16 protein-coding genes and 1 pseudogene are annotated in these 18,147 nt (G+C 62.7%); 8 read left to right on the top strand and 9 right to left on the bottom strand.

From position 1 onward, the window contains the following. Positions 1-14 precede the first annotated feature (14 nt). The gene (locus ACPEE1_RS09795) at positions 15-248 is read right to left on the bottom strand and encodes a hypothetical protein (protein WP_116924237.1); all 234 of its coding nucleotides are present in this window, start codon (positions 246-248) and stop codon (positions 15-17) included. Between the two features lie 275 nt (positions 249-523). Between ACPEE1_RS09795 and ACPEE1_RS09790 the strand changes: the two genes are divergently transcribed. The 3 genes from ACPEE1_RS09790 to ACPEE1_RS09780 all read left to right on the top strand — a co-directional run bounded on the left by ACPEE1_RS09790 (position 524) and on the right by ACPEE1_RS09780 (position 3,422). Further along, positions 524-1,915 (top strand): PLP-dependent aminotransferase family protein, encoded by a 1,392-nt coding sequence (locus tag ACPEE1_RS09790; RefSeq protein ID WP_423936204.1) that lies wholly within the window; start codon positions 524-526, stop codon positions 1,913-1,915. Positions 1,916-1,941: 26 nt separating this feature from the next. Beyond that, the gene (locus ACPEE1_RS09785; protein WP_423936202.1) at positions 1,942-2,601 is read left to right on the top strand and encodes a hypothetical protein; all 660 of its coding nucleotides are present in this window, start codon (positions 1,942-1,944) and stop codon (positions 2,599-2,601) included. Between the two features lie 218 nt (positions 2,602-2,819). Then, positions 2,820-3,422: an FAD-dependent oxidoreductase gene (locus ACPEE1_RS09780; protein WP_260719749.1), complete on the top strand. Its 603-nt coding sequence runs from the start codon at positions 2,820-2,822 to the stop codon at positions 3,420-3,422. Positions 3,423-3,454: 32 nt separating this feature from the next. Here ACPEE1_RS09780 and ACPEE1_RS09775 read toward each other — a convergent pair whose 3' ends face one another. From ACPEE1_RS09775 to ACPEE1_RS09740, 8 genes and pseudogenes are all read right to left on the bottom strand, one after another. Further along, complete coding sequence (locus ACPEE1_RS09775; RefSeq protein ID WP_116924241.1) at positions 3,455-3,853, bottom strand: hypothetical protein; 399 nt, start codon at positions 3,851-3,853, stop codon at positions 3,455-3,457. Positions 3,854-3,966: 113 nt separating this feature from the next. Further along, a complete protein-coding gene (gene arsH / locus ACPEE1_RS09770; RefSeq protein ID WP_423936200.1) occupies positions 3,967-4,683 on the bottom strand; it encodes an arsenical resistance protein ArsH in 717 nt (238 codons plus the stop codon). Further along, a complete protein-coding gene (gene arsB / locus ACPEE1_RS09765) occupies positions 4,683-5,756 on the bottom strand; it encodes an ACR3 family arsenite efflux transporter (protein WP_260719751.1) in 1,074 nt (357 codons plus the stop codon). Before arsB ends, arsH begins: the two co-directional genes overlap by 1 nt. A gap of 2 nt (positions 5,757-5,758) precedes the next feature. Then, entirely contained in the window at positions 5,759-6,247 is a 489-nt protein-coding gene (locus ACPEE1_RS09760) for an arsenate reductase ArsC (protein ID WP_423936197.1), read from the bottom strand. A 2-nt stretch (positions 6,248-6,249) separates the two neighbouring features. Continuing rightward, positions 6,250-6,588: an ArsR/SmtB family transcription factor gene (locus ACPEE1_RS09755; protein WP_021028683.1), complete on the bottom strand. Its 339-nt coding sequence runs from the start codon at positions 6,586-6,588 to the stop codon at positions 6,250-6,252. A gap of 148 nt (positions 6,589-6,736) precedes the next feature. Continuing rightward, positions 6,737-7,256 (bottom strand): annotated as a pseudogene (locus ACPEE1_RS09750) (O-acetyl-ADP-ribose deacetylase). A 104-nt stretch (positions 7,257-7,360) separates the two neighbouring features. Beyond that, complete coding sequence (locus tag ACPEE1_RS09745) at positions 7,361-8,368, bottom strand: hypothetical protein (RefSeq protein ID WP_423936195.1); 1,008 nt, start codon at positions 8,366-8,368, stop codon at positions 7,361-7,363. Positions 8,369-8,528: 160 nt separating this feature from the next. Next, positions 8,529-8,933 (bottom strand): hypothetical protein, encoded by a 405-nt coding sequence (locus ACPEE1_RS09740; RefSeq protein WP_423936193.1) that lies wholly within the window; start codon positions 8,931-8,933, stop codon positions 8,529-8,531. 222 nt (positions 8,934-9,155) lie between these two features. Between ACPEE1_RS09740 and ACPEE1_RS09735 the strand changes: the two genes are divergently transcribed. The 5 genes from ACPEE1_RS09735 (at position 9,156) to ACPEE1_RS09715 (ending at position 17,862) form a co-directional block, all read left to right on the top strand. After that, positions 9,156-10,646, top strand: coding sequence for a P-loop ATPase, Sll1717 family (locus ACPEE1_RS09735; RefSeq protein ID WP_423936191.1), 1,491 nt, complete (start codon positions 9,156-9,158; stop codon positions 10,644-10,646). Positions 10,647-11,241: 595 nt separating this feature from the next. Continuing rightward, positions 11,242-12,318, top strand: a complete 1,077-nt coding sequence (cobW, locus tag ACPEE1_RS09730; RefSeq protein ID WP_423936189.1) for a cobalamin biosynthesis protein CobW — start codon at positions 11,242-11,244, stop codon at positions 12,316-12,318. Further along, positions 12,318-16,127 carry a cobaltochelatase subunit CobN gene (cobN, locus tag ACPEE1_RS09725; protein WP_423936187.1) on the top strand — a complete coding sequence of 1,270 codons (3,810 nt, stop codon included), beginning with the start codon at positions 12,318-12,320 and terminating at the stop codon, positions 16,125-16,127. The genes cobW and cobN overlap by 1 nt, the downstream gene beginning before the upstream one ends. Further along, the gene (locus ACPEE1_RS09720; RefSeq protein WP_260719755.1) at positions 16,124-17,224 is read left to right on the top strand and encodes an ATP-binding protein; all 1,101 of its coding nucleotides are present in this window, start codon (positions 16,124-16,126) and stop codon (positions 17,222-17,224) included. Before cobN ends, ACPEE1_RS09720 begins: the two co-directional genes overlap by 4 nt. A 131-nt stretch (positions 17,225-17,355) precedes the next feature. Continuing rightward, positions 17,356-17,862, top strand: coding sequence for a vWA domain-containing protein (locus ACPEE1_RS09715; RefSeq protein ID WP_260719756.1), 507 nt, complete (start codon positions 17,356-17,358; stop codon positions 17,860-17,862). Positions 17,863-18,147 lie beyond the last annotated feature (285 nt).

Genomic DNA, 18,147 nt, shown 5'->3' with positions numbered 1-18,147 from the left:
CGGATGGCGACCCATCAAGAGAACGTCAAATCCAAGCCCATCGTCCTGACCAAGGTGAAGGTCAGCAGCCCCAGCAGCAACAGCGCCGCCAAAAAAATCGCCGCCACCTTGCCGCCTGCGCGCAGCACGGCGCGGGGGTTGCCGCCTTTTTTGCCCTGGTCGTAATGCCATTTGATGGCAAAGAACATGCAGGTGCTGAACATGCTCAGCTTGAAGATGACAAAGACTACGGGGATCCAATCGATCATTTTGCAAATTTCCAGCCAATGACTTGGCACTGTCCGAGCCCCAGCAAGGCATGAGGCCGCAACGCCAGCGATTGCCATACCAGCATGGGCCGCTCTGCGTTCTGGTGCATAGTACGCAAAAGCAATTTCCATACATGCGGACAAATTGTCCCAGGGGCCGTCTGCAAAACCGTCGCCCAATGGCAAGGAGTGGATCGCCCGAGTGGGCGTCCAGACCACGGCAGTGCGTTTTGCAGAGGCCCCCTCGGCCCATCCATACATCTCCAGATACAAGCATGCAAGAAGACAACGCCCTCCCCTGGTTGCCGCGACTGACCGCGTGGGGCGGGCCGCGTTTTTTGCAGATTGCCGATGCCTTGCAAGCGGCCGTGGCAGACGGCCTGCTACAGCCCGGCGATCGCCTGCCGCCGCAGCGCCATCTGGCGGCCTTGCTGGACGTGGACCTGACGACCGTCACCCGTGCCTACGACGAGGCCCGGCGCCGTCACCTGCTCGAAGGGCGCGGCGCGCGGGGCACCTATGTGGCAGCGCCCAAGGTGGCGCTGACCGCGGTGCTCGACCTGGGCATGAACACGCCGCCGCCGCCGGCGGGTCTGGATTTTGACGATCTGCTCAAGCAAGGCCTGTCGCAGGTGCTGATGGGGGCGGATTCTGCGCTGCTGATGACCTACCATCTGGGTGGCGGCAGCGATGTGGACCGCCAAGCCGGCGCCCAATGGCTCAGGCCCATGTTGGGGCCGGTCGATGCCGAGCAGCTCGTTGTCTGCCCGGGCGCGCAGGCAGCAATTGCCGCCTCCATCCTGGCGCTGACGGAACCGGGCGACGTGATCCTGGCCGAGCCGATGGGCTACCCCGGCCTGCGCACTGCGGCCACGCAGTTGGGCCGGCAGATCATCGCCGTGCCCAGCGACCCGCATGGCATGCTGCCCGACGACCTGGAGCAGGCCTGCCGCCTGCACCAGCCGGCACTACTCTACCTCAACCCCACCCTGCAGAACCCGACCGCCACCACGATGCCGCTGGAACGGCGCCAGGCGCTCGTGCGCATTGCCCAGCGCAACCATGTCCGCATCGTCGAGGATGACCCCTACTGGCTGCTGGCCGAGACACCACCGCCGCCGCTGGCCAGCCTGGCGCCCGAGCAGGTGCTCTATATCTCCACCCTGTCCAAATGCCTGACGCCCGGCCTGCGCGTGGCCTTTGTGCGGGTGCGCGATCCTGCCTTGCGCGAGCGCTTCCAGACTGCCCTGCGCTCCTTTGCGCTGATGGTCTCGCCACTGTCTGCAGCACTGGCCACGCAATGGATTTTGGGCGGCTCGGCCTATGGGCTGATGGAGGGCGTGCGCAAGGAGGCCCGCCTGCGCCACCGCATGGCGCGCGATCTGCTGGCCGGCCGCTACAGCGGCGCGGGCGATGGCCTGCATGTCTGGTTGGAACTGCCAGGGTATTGGAGCCCCGCCCAACTCGCGCAAGCCGCCCAGCGCGAAGGCATCGCCGTCACCCCGGCAGAGGCCTTTGCCAGCGGCGCGGCAGACACTGCCCAGGTCAATGCCATCCGCATCTCGCTGGGCAGCATCAAGGACCGGGGGCGCTTGCAGGCGGGGCTGCAGCGCTTGTCGGCGCTGCTGGCGCGGCGGCCCGATGCGTTCACGGCTGCCGTGGTTTGAAGACCGCTTTACCCAAGGACACAGCCATGCCCGCAGCAGAAGAAGAGCGCGATCTGCTTGAGCACTACGTCGAGGCCGCTGCGCCCTTTCTCGCGCTCCATCCACAGCTGCTTGCACCCCGTGAAGTGCTGGAACACACCGCGCAATTCGCCTACCACCCGCTGGTCCAACAGCTGGGCTGCTATGTGCTCGATGATGCGAACACCAGCGACCACCACCTTCTGGCCACCCGCTCGCCGCTCGCAGGCTGCGTGCTTTTCCTCAGCCACGATGGCGATACGCGCGCCGTTTTCGATTCGGCAACAAGCTTTTTGGTGGCGCTGCAACAGGCGCAAGCCAGCGACCAGGAAGTCTCCGATCTGCATCCCGCGCTATCCCCTCTTGCACAGGACCAGGATGCCTTGGGTGCATGCATACACGGGCTGCTGGATGATCAGGAATGGAACGATGTCGTGGTCGCACTCATTCCTTCGCTCAGCCTAGAAGACAAGGACCTGTTGCACAGACTGGTGGCCGATGACGACTTCTTTCTCGGTGAGGCCGTCGCGATGGCCATCCAAAAGCGCCCTGACCAAGCACTGCTAACCATGGCCCAGCTGGCCGCAGCGCATGCACATCCACAGGTTGCTCGGGCGGGAAAGCTTGCTGTTAAACGGATCCATCAGCTGGGCCGGCGCCCTCAGTAAATCGCCTCTGCACCGCCAGCGCTATAGTCGGCCCGTCGAAAAAGGCAGACTTGGTTTGGTAATCCCAGGTCCTTCCACACGGAAGCGCTGACTCTGCCCGCGCATGGGTCCCCACGACGAACTTGCACCGCATCTGCATGCGGCCATCGGTTCGTCCCAGGGGTTCTCAAGACAAAGAATCACTCCGGCCGAACGGTCAAACGAGAGAGGACATGTCCATGCCTACGATCTCCCCTTACGACGTCATCATTGTTGGAGCAGGCCCCGTCGGCCTGCTGCTCAGCTGCGAGCTGCGGCTGGCCCAGTGCTCTGTGCTGGTGCTCGAGCAAGCCGGCGACCCGCACTCCCCGCTCAAGCAAGCGCACTTTGGCATTCGCGGCCTCACTATCCCCTCGCTGGAGGCGCTGCGGCGCCGGGGCTTGCTGGAGGCCGTCACCGCACCCCTACATGGTGGCGCGCCCACCGCATTGCGCCCCCATTGGCTGCAGCATGCGCGCCGGCCTGGCAGGCCCCCCCACCCCTTGGTCGGTCGCAGCGCGCCCGACTTTGCGCTGGCCGATGGCTCGACCCTCGCTGGCCATCTGCAGACCGGCCAGGGCTTATTGCTGGACTTTGGCTGCGCCGCGCCGTTGCGTGACTTGTCGGCAGGGTGGCAGGGGCACCTCCGCTATATCGCCCGCAGCACGGCGGATGAACTTGGCTTGCAATCGCTACTGGTCCGCCCGGATGGCATCGTCGCCTGGGTGGGTGACGGTAAGGCATCGCAAGCGCCAGTCGCAACCGCTATCCAGCGCTGGTTTGGCCAGCCCCTGCAGCGCTGATGCGCGGGCAGTGCTCTGCGGAGGGCCGGACCTTAATCCGGCTCCGGCCAAAACATCTTTCGGACCTGGTCGTTGAAGTAAGGCAGCATCAAGGTCAAACCACCCGAGGCATTGGCCAGAAAGTCCAGCACCTGGGCCCAGGACGATTCGACGGAGAGCCAGTTGTTGCCGACGATAAACAGCAGGCCGCAGGCGGTGGTGACCAGGTTGAGCGCGGGCGCCCAGGGGCGAAAGCGCATGCAGCCATAAAAACCGGCGCTCCAGCCCAGGATGATCAAGCACAGCAGCACAACCATCTCCCCCTCCAGCGCGATGGGAAACCGCAGCGGATGCTGCGAGGACAGCAGCTCGGTCCTGAAATCCATGCGGATGGACAGCACTAACAGGAGGACGGTGGCGATAACGAGCAGGCGGTAGCGATTTTTGGTCATGGGTCTGGGGCAAGTTGCGCCATGCTAGCAAATCGCCTGCCGCCGGCGGCCTTCCCCTCTGGGCCATCTGGGCCCTCTGGACTGTGTCGCCCCTTTCGTATCCCGCGCAGCGCTCACAGGCTCGCCAAGGTCTGGGCATGCATCTTTGCGCGCTCCTCCTTGCGCTCGCTGTAGCGGTCCACCAGATAGGGCGCGATATCCCTGGTCAGCAGGGTGAACTTCAGCAGCTCCTCCATCACATCCACCACACGGTCATAAAAAGGCGATGGCTTCATGCGCCCCTCGTCATCAAACTCCTGGTAGGCCTTGGCGACCGAGCTTTGGTTGGGAATGGTCAACAGGCGCATCCAGCGGCCCAGAATGCGCAGCTGGTTCACGGCATTGAAGGACTGCGAGCCGCCGCTCACCTGCATAACCGCCAGCGTCTTTCCTTGCGTGGGCCGCACAGCGCCTTCGGACAGCGGTATCCAGTCCACCTGGGTCTTCATGATGCCGGTCATCGCGCCGTGGCGCTCCGGTGACGTCCAGACCATGCCTTCGCACCACCGCACCAGCGCGCGCAGCTCCGCCACCTTGGGGTGGTCCTCCGGCACGCTATCGGGCTGCGGCAAGCCGTCGGGGTCGTAGATGCGGACCTCGGCCCCCATGCCTTCCAGCAGCCGGGCTGCCTCCTGGGTCAGGAGCCGGCTGTAGGAGCGCTCACGCAGCGAGCCATACAGCATCAGAATGCGGGGAGCATGGGCAGACAACTGGCGAGGCTGCAGCTGCTGCAGGCCAGGGGCCTGGAAGCTGCGGGCGTCGATATGGCGGGAGATGGCATCAGCAGACATCAGTGTCCTTGGGTGGATGCAGCTGGCAGGGCACTTTCATACCAGCGCTTGGATCGGTTGACAACGGCCACGACGGCCAGCATCACCGGCACCTCGATCAGCACACCGACCACGGTGGCCAGTGCTGCGCCCGAGTTCAGGCCAAACAGGCTGATCGCGGTGGCGACGGCCAGTTCAAAGAAGTTGCTGGCGCCAATCAGCGCCGAGGGCCCGGCCACGCAATGGGCCACCCCCAGCTTCTGGTTGAGCCAGTACGCCAGCCCGGCATTGAGCATCACTTGCACCAGGATGGGCACGGCCAAGAGCGCAATCACCAAGGGCTGCGCCAGGATCGACTGGCCCTGGAACGCAAACAGCAGCACCAGCGTGGCGAGCAAGGCCAGGATGGACACCGGCCCCATCAACTCGGCCGCCCGGCCCAGTGCCTGGCTGCCGCGCCTGAGCAGGTATTTGCGCAGCATCTGGGCCAGCGCCACCGGCACCAGGATGTAGAGCACGACCGAAACCAGCAAGGTGTCCCAGGGCACCGTGATCGAGGAGATGCCCAGCAGCAAGGCCACGATCGGCGCAAAGGCCACCAGCATGATGGCGTCATTCAAGGCCACCTGCGACAGCGTGAAGTACGGGTCCCCCTTGCACAGCTGGCTCCAGACAAAGACCATCGCCGTGCACGGCGCTGCGGCGAGCAAAATCAAACCGGCGACATAGCTGTCGATCTGCGCAGGATCGAGCCACTGCACAAACACATGGCGCAAAAACAGCCAGGCCAGCAAGGCCATCGAAAACGGCTTGAGGCCCCAGTTGATGAACAAGGTCACCCCTATGCCACGGGCATGGCGGCGCAGCTGCGACAGCGCAGAAAAGTCAATCTTGAGCAGCATGGGAATCACCATCACCCAGATGAGCACGCCCACCGGCAGGTTCACCTTGGCCACCTCCATCGCAGCCACTGCCTCGGTCAGGCCCGGCACGGCATAACCCAGGCCCACGCCAGCGCAGATGCACAGCAGCACCCAGAGCGTGAGGTAGCGCTCAAACCCACCGATCACCGGCTTGGTCTCAGTCACGGGCATGTTCATGACTCCGCAATCCGCTGCACTGCCGCTTGCAGCGCCTGGTTGCCGAGCTTGTCAAACGGCAATTGCAGCAGCTGCAGCATGCGGTAGGCCAGCGCCTGGCGGGTGAGCTCAAAACGCTGGGCTTGCTCCACGCTGGGGGCCTCGGAAGGGTCCGGGTAGCTCCAATGGGCACGCACTGGCGCGCCCGGCCACAAGGGACAAGGCTGGGCAGCGGCGCTGTCGCAAACGGTGATGACCACGCGCATCTCTGGCACGCCGGGATGCGCAAACCGGTCCATGCTCTTGCTCGACAGCGCCGATGTGTCCACGCCTGCAGCACGCAACGCCGCCAGCGCCTGCGGGTGGACACGGCCACTGGGTGCAGCGCCGGCGCTGAAGGCTTTGGCATCGATGCCCAGTGTCTGCGCCCAGTGGTTGAACATGGCTTCGGCCAGCACGCTGCGGGCCGAATTGTGGGTGCAAAGCACCAAAACATGGGTGGTCATCGTCAGCAGCCTTTGTCGCTGGCAGGGCAGCACTGGGGAGCGGTCACCTCGCAGCGGGCGCCCGCGCAGCAGTTCTCGGTCAAATAGCGCAGAACGCCGTCCATGCGCGCAAAGTCTGCGCGGTAGACCAGGTTGCGGCTCACGCGCTCCTGCGTGACCAGGCCCGCATGGACCAGCTCCTTGAGGTGAAAAGACAGCGCCGTGGCCGCAACGCCCAGCGCCTCCGCCAACACCGAGGGCGTGAGCCCGTCAGCCCCGGCCACCACCAGCGCACGAAACACCCGCAAGCGGACCTGGTGGGCCAGTGCGGCCAGGGATTTGATGACATGGTCTTCATTCATATTTCAATGATACTTGAAATATTGAAATAAAGCACCGAAAAAATTAGTGTTTGCCAGCAACGCGCCCGAAAAGCCCATGGAGCCCTGGCAGCCGGTAGCGAGGTTGGGTCACGGGGTATCGAGCAGATAGAGCCGGCTGGCCCATGAATCAGGCCGTGGGTGCGTTCAAGACCGCTTCATACGCAAGCAGATCCGCTTGGGAAAAGCAGCAGAAGACCACCTCTTCAATTGGGGGTGTGTGCAGACAAGCTCTCTCGAACCGTGCGCACTGCCAACTGCACAGCCAACGCCATGGGATAGCCAAAGATGCCCGTGCTGATGCTGGGAAAAGCGATGGATGCCACCGACTTCTCCTCAGCCAGCGCCATACAGCGCCGGTAGCAAGCAGCCAGCAGCTCCGGCTCGCCCTTGTTCCCGCCTCGCCACACGGGCCCCACGGTGTGGATGATGTAGTCCGCATGCAGCCGGTAGGCCTGGGTCAGCTTGGCATCCCCTGTTTTGCAACCACCCAACAGCCTGCATTCATGTACCAGGTCCGGGCCTGCTGCACGGTGGATGGCACCATCCACACCACCACCGCCCAGCAGCGACGAGTTGGCGGCATTCACGATCGCTCCCACATGGAGCTTGGTGATATCGGATTGGACGGCGCGCAGGCGTGTGGACATGGACGTGCAGAAGAATGGTGGCAAAACAGAGACCTTGCAAAAGGCAGACGGCCCTGCAACAGCACAAGCCTCTTTTATAGCAATAGACAAGGGCCTGTTGGTACTCAGCCCGCCTGCGCCAGGTTCTTCAGCAAAAACTGCCCTCGGGCGGATAACGATGGATGTTTGTCGGAGGCGAGTCGCATTGCCAGCTCCCAGCTCAGGCCATCCAAAGGCTCGGTTTCTCGTATCAACACATCGCCTACCACCCTGCGAACGACATTGGATGGATCGGCAATGGCGGCCTTCAATAGCGCAGCGCTTGGAACATGGTCTGACAGCAGGCGATGGCCATGAATCGCACGGCGATAACCTGTGAAGCGACTTCTATCTGTCCATTCCCACGCTCTGCCTTCCAACCAGACCATCTTGCCGTCGAGCATCGCGCGGTAGGCTTTGGCTCTCACGGCTGGCTGCACAGCCTGGCTGGCAATCTCCTGCAGGCTTGCATCCAAAGCAGGAGCTCGCCCCACTTGCGCCAGGATCTCAGCCATCGGACCCGCTGGCGTAGAGATGATTTGCGCTTTGAGTTCGCGAACAACAGCCTCGATGGATGCGATGTCCAAAATGACTTGTTTGTCGTGTGCCTCCATGCGGCCCCAGGAGTTCCAGTGAGGAAGGACGGCGCATAGCATGGACGCCACGTCGGCAGGGTCAGATGCTGCCGCGATGGGCGGCAATGTCTCACGTGCTGCTGCACGTACCTCTGGCACCCAATCATTGAGCCGCCGCGCCGCAAGCGCCAGGAAGAAGGCGTTTGGAGCGGCTCCTGCCAATGCTCGCAGCGTTCGCTCGCGCTTGTAACCATCCCAACTGCACAGATCAATCCAGGTAGGGAATGGCGTTGGTGCGGCCCAGAAACGCCACTTTGATGGCTTGTGCTTGTTTTCTGCCCAATCAATGCCAGCTCTGACCAGTTGCTCCCAGTCGTCAAAACTTGACAATCGCAGTGACGAGGTCGCTTGGATCAGCGCCGACATATCAGGACAGACGCTGCGTCCTGCATACAGGGAGGAGACAAACTCGGCGACGGCCTTTAAAACGCGATCGCTGCTTTCTTGTTGAGATGCCACGGGAAGCTTGCCTTTTATCTTGTAGGGGTGATGCTATCTGGCGCAGGTAGCGCCGTTTATTAGATTGCAGCGCCGCTTGTCTGTGCCAAATGCCAGGGAGCTGTACAACGGCTCCTTCGAGCCTCATACATGCTATCCCCACAAAGACTTGGTGCGCAGCTCAGCATCCATCCGGCTCCGGCCAAAACATCTTTCGGACCTGGTCGTTGAAGTAAGGCAGCATCAAGGTCAAACCGCCCGAGGCATTGGCCAGAAAATCCAGCACCTGGGCCCAGGACGATTCGACGGAGAGCCAGTTGTTGCCGACGATAAACAGCAGCCCGCAGGCGGTGGTGACCAGGTTGAGCGCAGGCGCCCAGGGACGAAAGCGCATGCAGCCATAAAAGCCGGCGCTCCAGCCCAGGATGATGAAGCACAGCAGCACGACCATCTCCCCCTCCAGCGCGATGGGAAACCGCAGCGGATGCTGCGAGGACAGCAGCTCGGTCCTGAAATCCATGCGGATCGACAGCACCAACAGCAGGACGGTGGCGATAACGAGCAGGCGGTAGCGATTTTTGGTCATGGAATTCGAAGATAATTTTGCCATCCTTGCAAATTGAATGGTAGGAAAAAGAACGATGACCTCCCCAAAAATCCCTCGAGATTTGTTGAATGACCGGCTTGGCGGGCTGGTAAAGTCCATCATGCCGACCTAGCCTCGCAGTATGATGTAGGCCGTTAGATTTGCCGATTACAACAGTGCCACCCCAAAAATATTGACTCAGACACAATGCACAGGAGTACTATGATTACCAAATTGCAGATTTTGAAAAGTCTGAACTTAGGTCAGCGTGTTGCGGAAGACGAGTTGTCGGATCTTACTCAGTACTTTGTTGAGACAAGCCAATGGACTGAAATGCTCGAAGGGCGTAAAGACGTAGTATACGGCCCGAAAGGAACCGGAAAAAGTGCTCTTTATGGGTTGTTAAGCACTCAGACCAAGGAATTACAAAAAAGTGGAGTTGTTTTAGCTTCGGCAGAAAATGTTCGTGGCGCAACAGTTTTCAAGGGCCTTGTGGCTTCTCCACCACCTTCAGAAAGTTCATTTATCTTCCTGTGGAAATTATATTGCCTTGTTCTAGCCGGAAAAACGCTTAAGGATAGAAAAATAAATAGCCCGCAAGCAACGGCACTTATCTCTGCACTTCAAAATGCAAAGCTGCTTGTTCCCGAAGCCACAATCGCATCTGCATTTCGATCTGTCCAAAACTATTTCAAAGGATTACTAAATAAAGATGTTAGCGCAGTCGAATATGGATTATCCATTGATCCTGCAAGTGGCCTACCGATCGCAACTCGGAAAACAGAGTTTCGATCATCAACGCAGCAACAAAGTCTTGATGACGTTCCAGTAGATGCTCTGCTTGAAACGGCTGACCAAGCCTTTCAAATCTCGGGAATTAATTTTTGGATTTTATTTGATCGACTAGACGTCGCATTTGTTGACTCTCCCGAATTAGAGAGAAACGCTCTTCGAGCTCTGTTTCGTGCATATAACGATTTAAGATCACTTAACAATATAGTTCTAAAGATCTTCGTTCGCGACGACATCTGGAAACGCATTTCATCCGGGGGGTTTACCGAAGCAAGCCATATCACCAGAACTACTAGTATCGTATGGTCAGACCAAGGACTTCTGAATCTGATTGTTCTGCGCTTACTCAACAGCAAAGAACTGACCCAATGGCTGGGAGTAACCCCTCAGACCGTAAAGGACGATTTCGAAGAGCAAGCCAAACTTCTTAAAGAAATACTACCAGATAAAGTAGACACAGGGAAAAACCCGGATACCTTTGAATGGATGGTTACCCGAGTGAAAGATGGTCTAGGCGTGAGTGCCCCTCGCGAATTAATACACCTTTTCGAGTGGATCAAAGACTTGCAAATCAAACGCCTAGAAAGAGGCGAGCCTGAGTTACCCGATAAGCAACTTTTTGATCGTGCCGTTTTTAAAGAAGCTCTTAAGGAAGTCTCTAAAGTCAGATACAACCAGACGATGGTTGCAGAATATCCTGACCTCAAAATCTACATGGACCGTTTGGAAGGGCAAAAAGCAGAGCAATCCTTGCAGTCTCTACAGACTCTCTGGCAGGTGACAAAAGAGACGGCAAACGAGGCGGCGGAACGCTTAGTTTCGGTCGGATTTTTTGAAAAACGAGATCGAAAAGGCACCACCTCGTATTGGATACCCTTTATATACCGAGGAGCTTTAAAGCTTGTGCAAGGAAGAGCCTAAAAGTATTTCAATAAGGAATACAGTATTCCCCTAAGGAGGCGAAATCCGCCGTTGCTTAATGCACAAGAAGCAATAACTCCAAGTAGACTGGGTTGCATATTTCAGGTAGACGAGCCACTCATATGCTTGTGGCCTCGTCCCCCAAGGCAAAGGCAGTAGAATGGCCCGCACTTGTTCGCAAAGAAGCCGGTGACAATCCGGCACGGTCGCGCCACTGTATCGCTGCCGCAGGCCCCGGGCTCGCCCCGCGCCTTGCGCTGCCAAGTCAGACCTTTGTGCCAAGCCACCCCCGAACCAGCTGCAACCGGCATCAAGCCCGCTGGTTTGCCTAGGACGCGCTTTTCCTGGAGTTCCCATGCAGACACCTGCCCCCAGCCGCCGCTTGGCGCTGCCCTTGCACCCGGCGCTATGGCGCACAGGCCTGGCCTGGCCGTTGGCGGGATGCGGCCGCTAGGCGGCCTGCACTCGCCCAGCACCCGGCCCCGGCCCGCCCCGCCTCCCCCTTTTTGTTTCAGACTGCCGCGCGCAACGCGCCTTGCGGCCCAGCCCCAGGCTTGCCCGGCAGCCCCGCCCCTTTTTATTTGGAGACACCCCCATGCGCACCAGCCAGAAGATTCCAGCCACCATCGTCACCGGCTTTCTGGGCAGCGGCAAAACCACCTTGCTGCGCCATATCCTGTCCAACGCCAACGGCCGCCGCATTGCGGTGATCGTCAATGAGTTTGGCGAGCTGGGCATTGATGGCGAGATTCTGCGCGGCTGCGGCATTGGCTGCGATGACGAAGGCGTAGAGCAGGCCGGCCAGCTCTATGAGCTGGCCAATGGCTGCATGTGCTGCACCGTGCAGGAAGAGTTCTACCCCGTGATGCGCAAGCTGATCGAGCGCCGGGACAATATCGACCATATCCTTATCGAGACCAGCGGCCTGGCCCTGCCCAAGCCCCTGGTGCAGGCCTTCAACTGGCCCGAGATCAAGAACGCCTGCACGGTCGATGCGGTGATCACCGTGGTCGATGTGCCCGCCGCTGCCGCCGGCCAGTTTGCCGCCAACCCCGCTGCGGTCGATCTGCAGCGCAAGCAGGACCCCAACCTCGACCACGAGTCGCCGCTGCACGAGCTGTTTGAAGACCAGCTCATTTCGGCAGACCTGGTGGTGCTGAGCAAGCTCGACCAGGCCAGCGCCGCCGACCGCGCTGCCGTCGAGGCCCTGGTGCGCGAAGACATTCCGCCTGCCGTCAAGATTGTTGCCGCCGACCATGGCCGCATCGACCTGGATGTGGTGCTGGGCCTGTCCAGCGCGTCCGAGGAAAGCATCGAATCGCGCAAGGGCCACCACGAGCACGAAGCCGGCCATGTGCATGACGAGCACGACCATGACGATTTCGACTCGGTCGTCGTGCAGCTGGGCGAGGTGGAGCGCGAAGCGCTGCTGGCCCAGCTGGCCGAGGTCGTGGCGCAGCAGACCGTCTACCGCATCAAGGGCTTTGTGGCCCTGCCCGGCAAGCCGATGCGCCTGGTGGTGCATGGCGTGGGCAAGCGCTTTGACAGCTACTTTGACCGCCCATGGCGCGCCGATGAAAAGCGCGCAAGCCACCTGGTCTTTATCGGCCATGACCTGGACGAGGCGGCCATCCGCGCCCAGCTCGCTGCCAGCCCGGTCGGAGCGCTCTGATGCATTTGCTCGCGGTCCAGCCCGGTGGTTTTGTCGACGACGAGGCCTTTGTCTCCAGCCTGGGCCAAAGCCCGGCCGACATCGTGATCCTGAGCGCCGCAGACACCACCTTGGCCCTGCTGGCGCAAGCCTATGAGCAGCTGCGGGCCGGCATAGATGGCGAGCAACTGCCCAGCGTCCGGCTGGCCAATCTGATGTACCTGCGCCAGCCCGCATCGGTCGATCTGTATGCCGATGAGGTGCTGCAGCATGCCAAAGTCATCATCATCGACCACCTGGGCGGCGAGAGCTACTGGCCCTATGGCACCGAGCGCGTCATGGCGCTGTGCCGCGCCAACCAGATTGCGCTGGCCATGTTCTCGGGCGACAGCAGCGAGGATTTGAACCTGCTGCAAAAAAGCACGGTGCCGCAGCAAGACTGCCGTACCTTGTGGCGCTACCTGCGCGAAGGCGGCCTGGCCAATGCGCGCGAGCTGTTCCGCTTTGTCTGGCACGGCCTGCTGGGCGGCCCGCATGCGGCGCTGCCCCCGCGGCCCTTGCCGGCGGTGGCCGTGTACCACCCCGCGAGTGATGAGGCCACGGTCGTCACCTGGCAGCAACCCGGCCCGCTGCAGTGGCAGCCCGGCGCGCCGGTGGTCATGCTGCTGTTCTACAAGGCCCATCTGCAGTCGGGCAACACCCAGGTGTTTGCCGACCTGTGCCAGGCGCTGCTTGCCAAGGGCATGAACCCGCTGCCGCTGGCCTTGCAATCGCTCAAGGACGCCGGGTGCCTGGCTGCCTTGCAGGCGCTGTGCGCCAGCGAAGACGTAGCGTTGATCCTCAACACCACCGCGTTCTCGCAGGCCTCGCTCGATACCCCCGGCGACCATGCGCTGGCAGGCGATATCCCCGTGCTGCAGCTGATCCTGTCGGGCAGCAACGAGCAAACCTGGCTGGACAGCACCCATGGCCTGCAGCCGCGTGACATCGCGATGCATGTGGCGATGCCCGAGGTCGATGGCCGCATCATCACGCGGGCCATCAGCTTCAAGGGCCTGTCGCACCGCAGCGATCTGACGCAGTCCGATGTGGTGCAGTACCAGGCCCACCCCGAGCGCATGGGCTTTGTGGTCGAACTCGCCCAGCGCTGGTGCCAGCTGCGCCGCAAGCCCAATGCCGACAAGCGCCTGGCCCTGGTGTTGGCCAACTATCCCAGCAGCGAAGGCCGCATTGGCAATGGCGTGGGGCTGGATACACCAGCGTCGGTCATCGAGATCCTGCGTGCGCTGGCGGCCGATGGCTATGCCGTCGATGCGATGCCCGCAGACAGCCAGGCGCTGATGGACTTGCTGCAGCAAGGCATCACCAATGCGCCCGACTCCTGGGCCACACGCGCCGCCTGGCAAAGCCTGAGCCTGGCCGACTACCTGCAGTACTTTGACAGCCTGCCCGCCGAAAATCAGCAGGCCATCACCGCGCGCTGGGGCGCGCCCGCACAAGACCCGATGCTGCGCGACGGCCGCTTTATGGTGGCAGGGCTGCGCCTGGGCCAGATCTTTGTCGGCGTGCAGCCGGCACGCGGCTACCAGCTCGATGCACTGGCTGCCTACCATGACCCGGATCTCGTGCCGCCGCACTACTACCTGGCCTTCTACCACTGGCTGCGCAGCCAGTGGCAGGCCGATGCGATGGTGCATGTGGGCAAGCACGGCAACCTCGAATGGCTGCCCGGCAAGAGCGTCGCGCTGTCGGCCAACTGCTGGCCCGATCTGGTGCTGGGCCCCCTGCCCCACCTCTACCCCTTTATCGTCAATGACCCCGGCGAAGGCACGCAGGCCAAGCGCCGCGCCCAGGCCGTGATCATTGACCACCTGATGCCCCCGCTCACCCGCGCCGAGAGCTATGGGCCCACGCGCGATCTGGAGCGCATGGTGGACGAGTACTACGAGGCCGCCACGCTGGACCACAAGCGCGCGCAAATCCTGCGCCAGCAGATCCTTGCCCACATCGTGCAGCACGACCTGCACCAGGACCTGGGCCTGCAGGCCCCCGCCAGCGACGAGGAAGAGCAGCAGCTGCTCAACCGCACCGATGCCTACCTGTGTGAGCTCAAGGAAAGCCAGATCCGCGACGGCCTGCATATCTTCGGCGTCTCGCCCGCCGGCCGGCTGGAGATGGACACCCTGCTCGCCTTGGCGCGCCACCCCGTCGGTGGTGGCAAGGGCGCCAACCAAAGCCTGGTGCGCGCCATCGCCCGTGATCTGGGCCTGGACTTTGACCCACTCGATGCCAACTGGGCCGAGCCCTGGACCGGCCCGCGCCCCGCATTGCTGCAAGATCTGCACGAGCAGCCCTGGCGCCACCACGGCGACACGCGCGAGCGGCTGGAGCTGCTGGCCTTGCAAATCCTGGTACCCGGTGCAGCGCTGCCTCCTGAACTTGCCGAACTCTTAGAAGGCCACACCCAGGCCGTGCTGGCCCGCGTGCAGCAGGATCTGCGCCCGCGCCTGGCTGCCTGTGGCCCGCAAGAGCTGCTGCAGCTGCTGCGCGGCCTGGCGGGCCGCTTTGTGCCGGCGGGCCCGAGCGGCGCGCCCACGCGCGGCCGGCCCGATGTGCTGCCCACCGGCCGCAATTTCTTCTCGGTCGATACCCGGGCCATCCCCACGCAAACCAGCTGGGGCATGGGATTCAAATCTGCCCAGTTGCTGGTCGAGCGCTACACGCAAGAGCATGGCGAGTACCCCGTCACCATTGGCCTGTCTGTGTGGGGCACGGCGACGATGCGCACTGGTGGCGACGATATCTCGCAGGCCTTTGCGCTGATGGGCGTGCGCCCCACCTGGGCCGATGGCAGCTGGCGCGTCAGCGATTTTGAGGTGCTGCCGCTGCATGTGCTGGGGCGGCCCCGGGTCGATGTGACCTTGCGCGTCTCGGGCTTTTTTCGGGATGCATTCAGCAATGTGATCCGCCTGTTTGATGCCGCGGTACAAAAGGTGGCGGCGCTCGACGACGAGGACGCCGCGCAAAACCCGATCCGCGCCCGCGTGCTGGCCGAGGCCGCGCAGCTGCAACAGCAAGGGATGAATGCCAAGGAGGCGCGCCACCAGGCGGGCCTGCGCGTGTTTGGCGCCAAGCCCGGCAGCTATGGCGCCGGCCTGCAGGGCCTGATCGACAGCGGCCAGTGGCAAAGCGACGAAGACCTGGCCACCGCCTACCGCAACTGGGGCGCCTATGCCTACGGCCAGCACGACGATGGCAGCCAGGTGCCCGAGACCTTTGTGCGGCGCCTGTCTGAGATGCAGCTGGTGCTGCACAACCAGGACAACCGCGAGCACGATGTGCTCGACTCGGGCGACTACTACCAGTTCCAGGGCGGCATGGCCGCTGCCGTGCGCCACTACAGCGGCCAGCAACCGGCCCTGTACTTTGGCGACCACAGCAACCCTGATTCGCCGCGCATGCGCAGCCTGCAAGAAGAGATCAGCCGCGTGGTGCGCGCGCGCGCCACCAACCCCAAGTGGATCGAGGGCGTGCAGCGCCATGGCTACAAGGGCGCGTTCGAGATTGCCGCGACCGTGGACTACCTCTTTGCCTTTGATGCCACGGCCCGTGTGGTGCGCGACGACCAATACGCCCGCGTGACCGATGCCTTTGTCGCCGATGACACCACGCGCGCCTTTATGCAGCAGCACAATCCGCAGGCCTTCCACGGCATGTGTGAGCGCCTGCTCGAAGCCATACAGCGCGGCCTGTGGCAAGCGCCTGGCGACTACCCCCAATTGCTGGAGACCCATTTGCTCGACACCGAACACCTGCTGGAGATGCGATGAGCGCCCCCACCGATCTGCATTTTCCCTTCAGCGCCATTGAGGGCCAAGCCGCGCTGCAGCAGGCCTTGCTGCTGCTGGCGGTCGATCCGCAACTGGGTGGCGTGCTGGTGGAAGGCCCGCGCGGCACCGCCAAATCCACCAGCGCCCGCGCGCTGGCCGAGCTGCTGCCCAGCGGCCATTTTGTCAATCTGCCGCTGGGCACCACGGAAGAACAACTGCAAGGCGCGCTGGATCTGGAAGCTGCACTACAGTCCTCAGCCGTACAGTTCCGCCCCGGCCTGCTGGCCCAGGCGCACCAGGGCATCCTGTATGTGGACGAGGTCAACCTGCTGCCCGATGGCCTGGTGGACTTGCTGCTCGATGTCAGCGCCAGCGGCACCAACCGCATCGAGCGCGATGGCGTCTCGCACCAGCATGCCGCGCGCATTGCACTGATCGGCACGATGAACCCCGAAGAAGGCCAGCTGCGCCCGCAGCTGCTGGACCGCTTTGGCCTGTTTGTGCGCCTGCCCAATGTGCCTGATGTGGACACGCGCAAGCGCATTGTGCGCGCCCGCATGGCCTTTGATGCGGACCCCGCCCAGTTCTGCGCCCGCCATGAACAGGCCCAAGCCCAGTTGCGCGAGCAGATTGCCGCCGCGCGCGAACACCTGGCCCAGGTGGCCTGGCCCGAGGCCATCTTAGATGCCGTGGCGCAGCTGTGCCAGCAATCGGGCGCCGAAGGCGTGCGCGCCGACCTGGTGATGCTGCGCGCCGCGCGCGCCCAGGCGGCGCTGGCGGGCCACGCCGAGGTCAGCCTGGCCGATGTGCAGGCCGTGGCCGAGCTGGCGCTGGCCCACCGCCGCAGTGCCGATGCGGCGCAGCCACCATCGCCCAGTGGCCAGGCCAACGATCAACAAGACCTACATCAACAACCGCAGCGGCAACAGCCAAACCAGGCACAGACCAAGCCCCAAAACGGCCATGCCGACACCGCCAGCAGCAGCCCCAACGCCGAGCGCAACCAGCCCGATGGCTGGGGCGGCATGGCCGCGCCGCGCCATACCGGTATCGAGCCCGTCAAGGCCCTGCGGCCCTTTACCGCAAAAAAAGCCTGACGCGCCCCAGCCTGGCCGGCAAGGCCAAGCTGGGGCGCGCGCAGAGCACGCAGCGCGCCGGCCGCCTGCTGGCAACGGCCAGCCAGCGCATTGACTGGCCCCGCAGCCTGGCCGCCAAAGGCCAGGCCAAGTTGGCGCGCCCGCACCTGCGCTACCGCAAGCAGCCCGCCGGCGCGCAGCTCATGCACTGCGTGCTGCTTGATACCTCGGCCTCCATGCTGCGCGGCCAGCAACTCGCCCGCGCCAAGGGCTACCTGCAGGCCTTGGCTGACCAGGCCTACCGCCAGCGCGACCGGCTCTGCGTGCTGGGCTTTAGCGGCGACAGCGCCTATGTGATCCAGGCAGGGGCCAAGGCCCAGGCCTGGAACGAGGGCTGGATCCGGCCCATTGGCGGCGGCGGCGGCAGCCCTTTGGCCAGCGCCATTGCCTTGCTCGAGCGCCTGCTGCAGCGCGCCCGCCGCCAGGGCCCCGTGCATGCCTATGTCTGGCTGCTGACCGATGGCCGCTTTGCCCAGGTGCCCGAGCGCCCCCGTTGCGCCGAGCAGATCACCGTCGTCGGTTTTGACCAGGGTGGCCTCCCCTTGCAGCTGAGCCAGCGCCTGGCGGCGCGCTGGCAGGCCGATTGGATGCCCGCATAAGCCAGCTGCCGCCGCCATCTGATGGCGGGCTTAAACGCAAGTTTGATGCAGTGCGGTTTCCCCATCCCAGCGCTGCCCGGCACCCTGCTACGAGTAGGGAGATGCCCCGCGTAGTTGCCCCAAAGCAACATACATACACACCCCACAAGTAGGTATTCACACTGGATCACCGCTTTTTAGGCCGCAGGCGCTGCGATAGCTGCAGGAGCCGCCACGCTTTTAAATACAATTCGTTCTCATTCCTAACACTCATCCCCTGGCCAACCACGCTGCGGCGCCCCTGAC

Source organism: Comamonas sp. 23 (assembly GCF_049601575.1).
GTDB classification, from domain to species: domain Bacteria; phylum Pseudomonadota; class Gammaproteobacteria; order Burkholderiales; family Burkholderiaceae_C; genus Comamonas; species Comamonas squillarum.
Note: the sequence above shows the minus strand (reverse complement) of the source record. Positions and strands in the feature narration are given on the sequence as shown.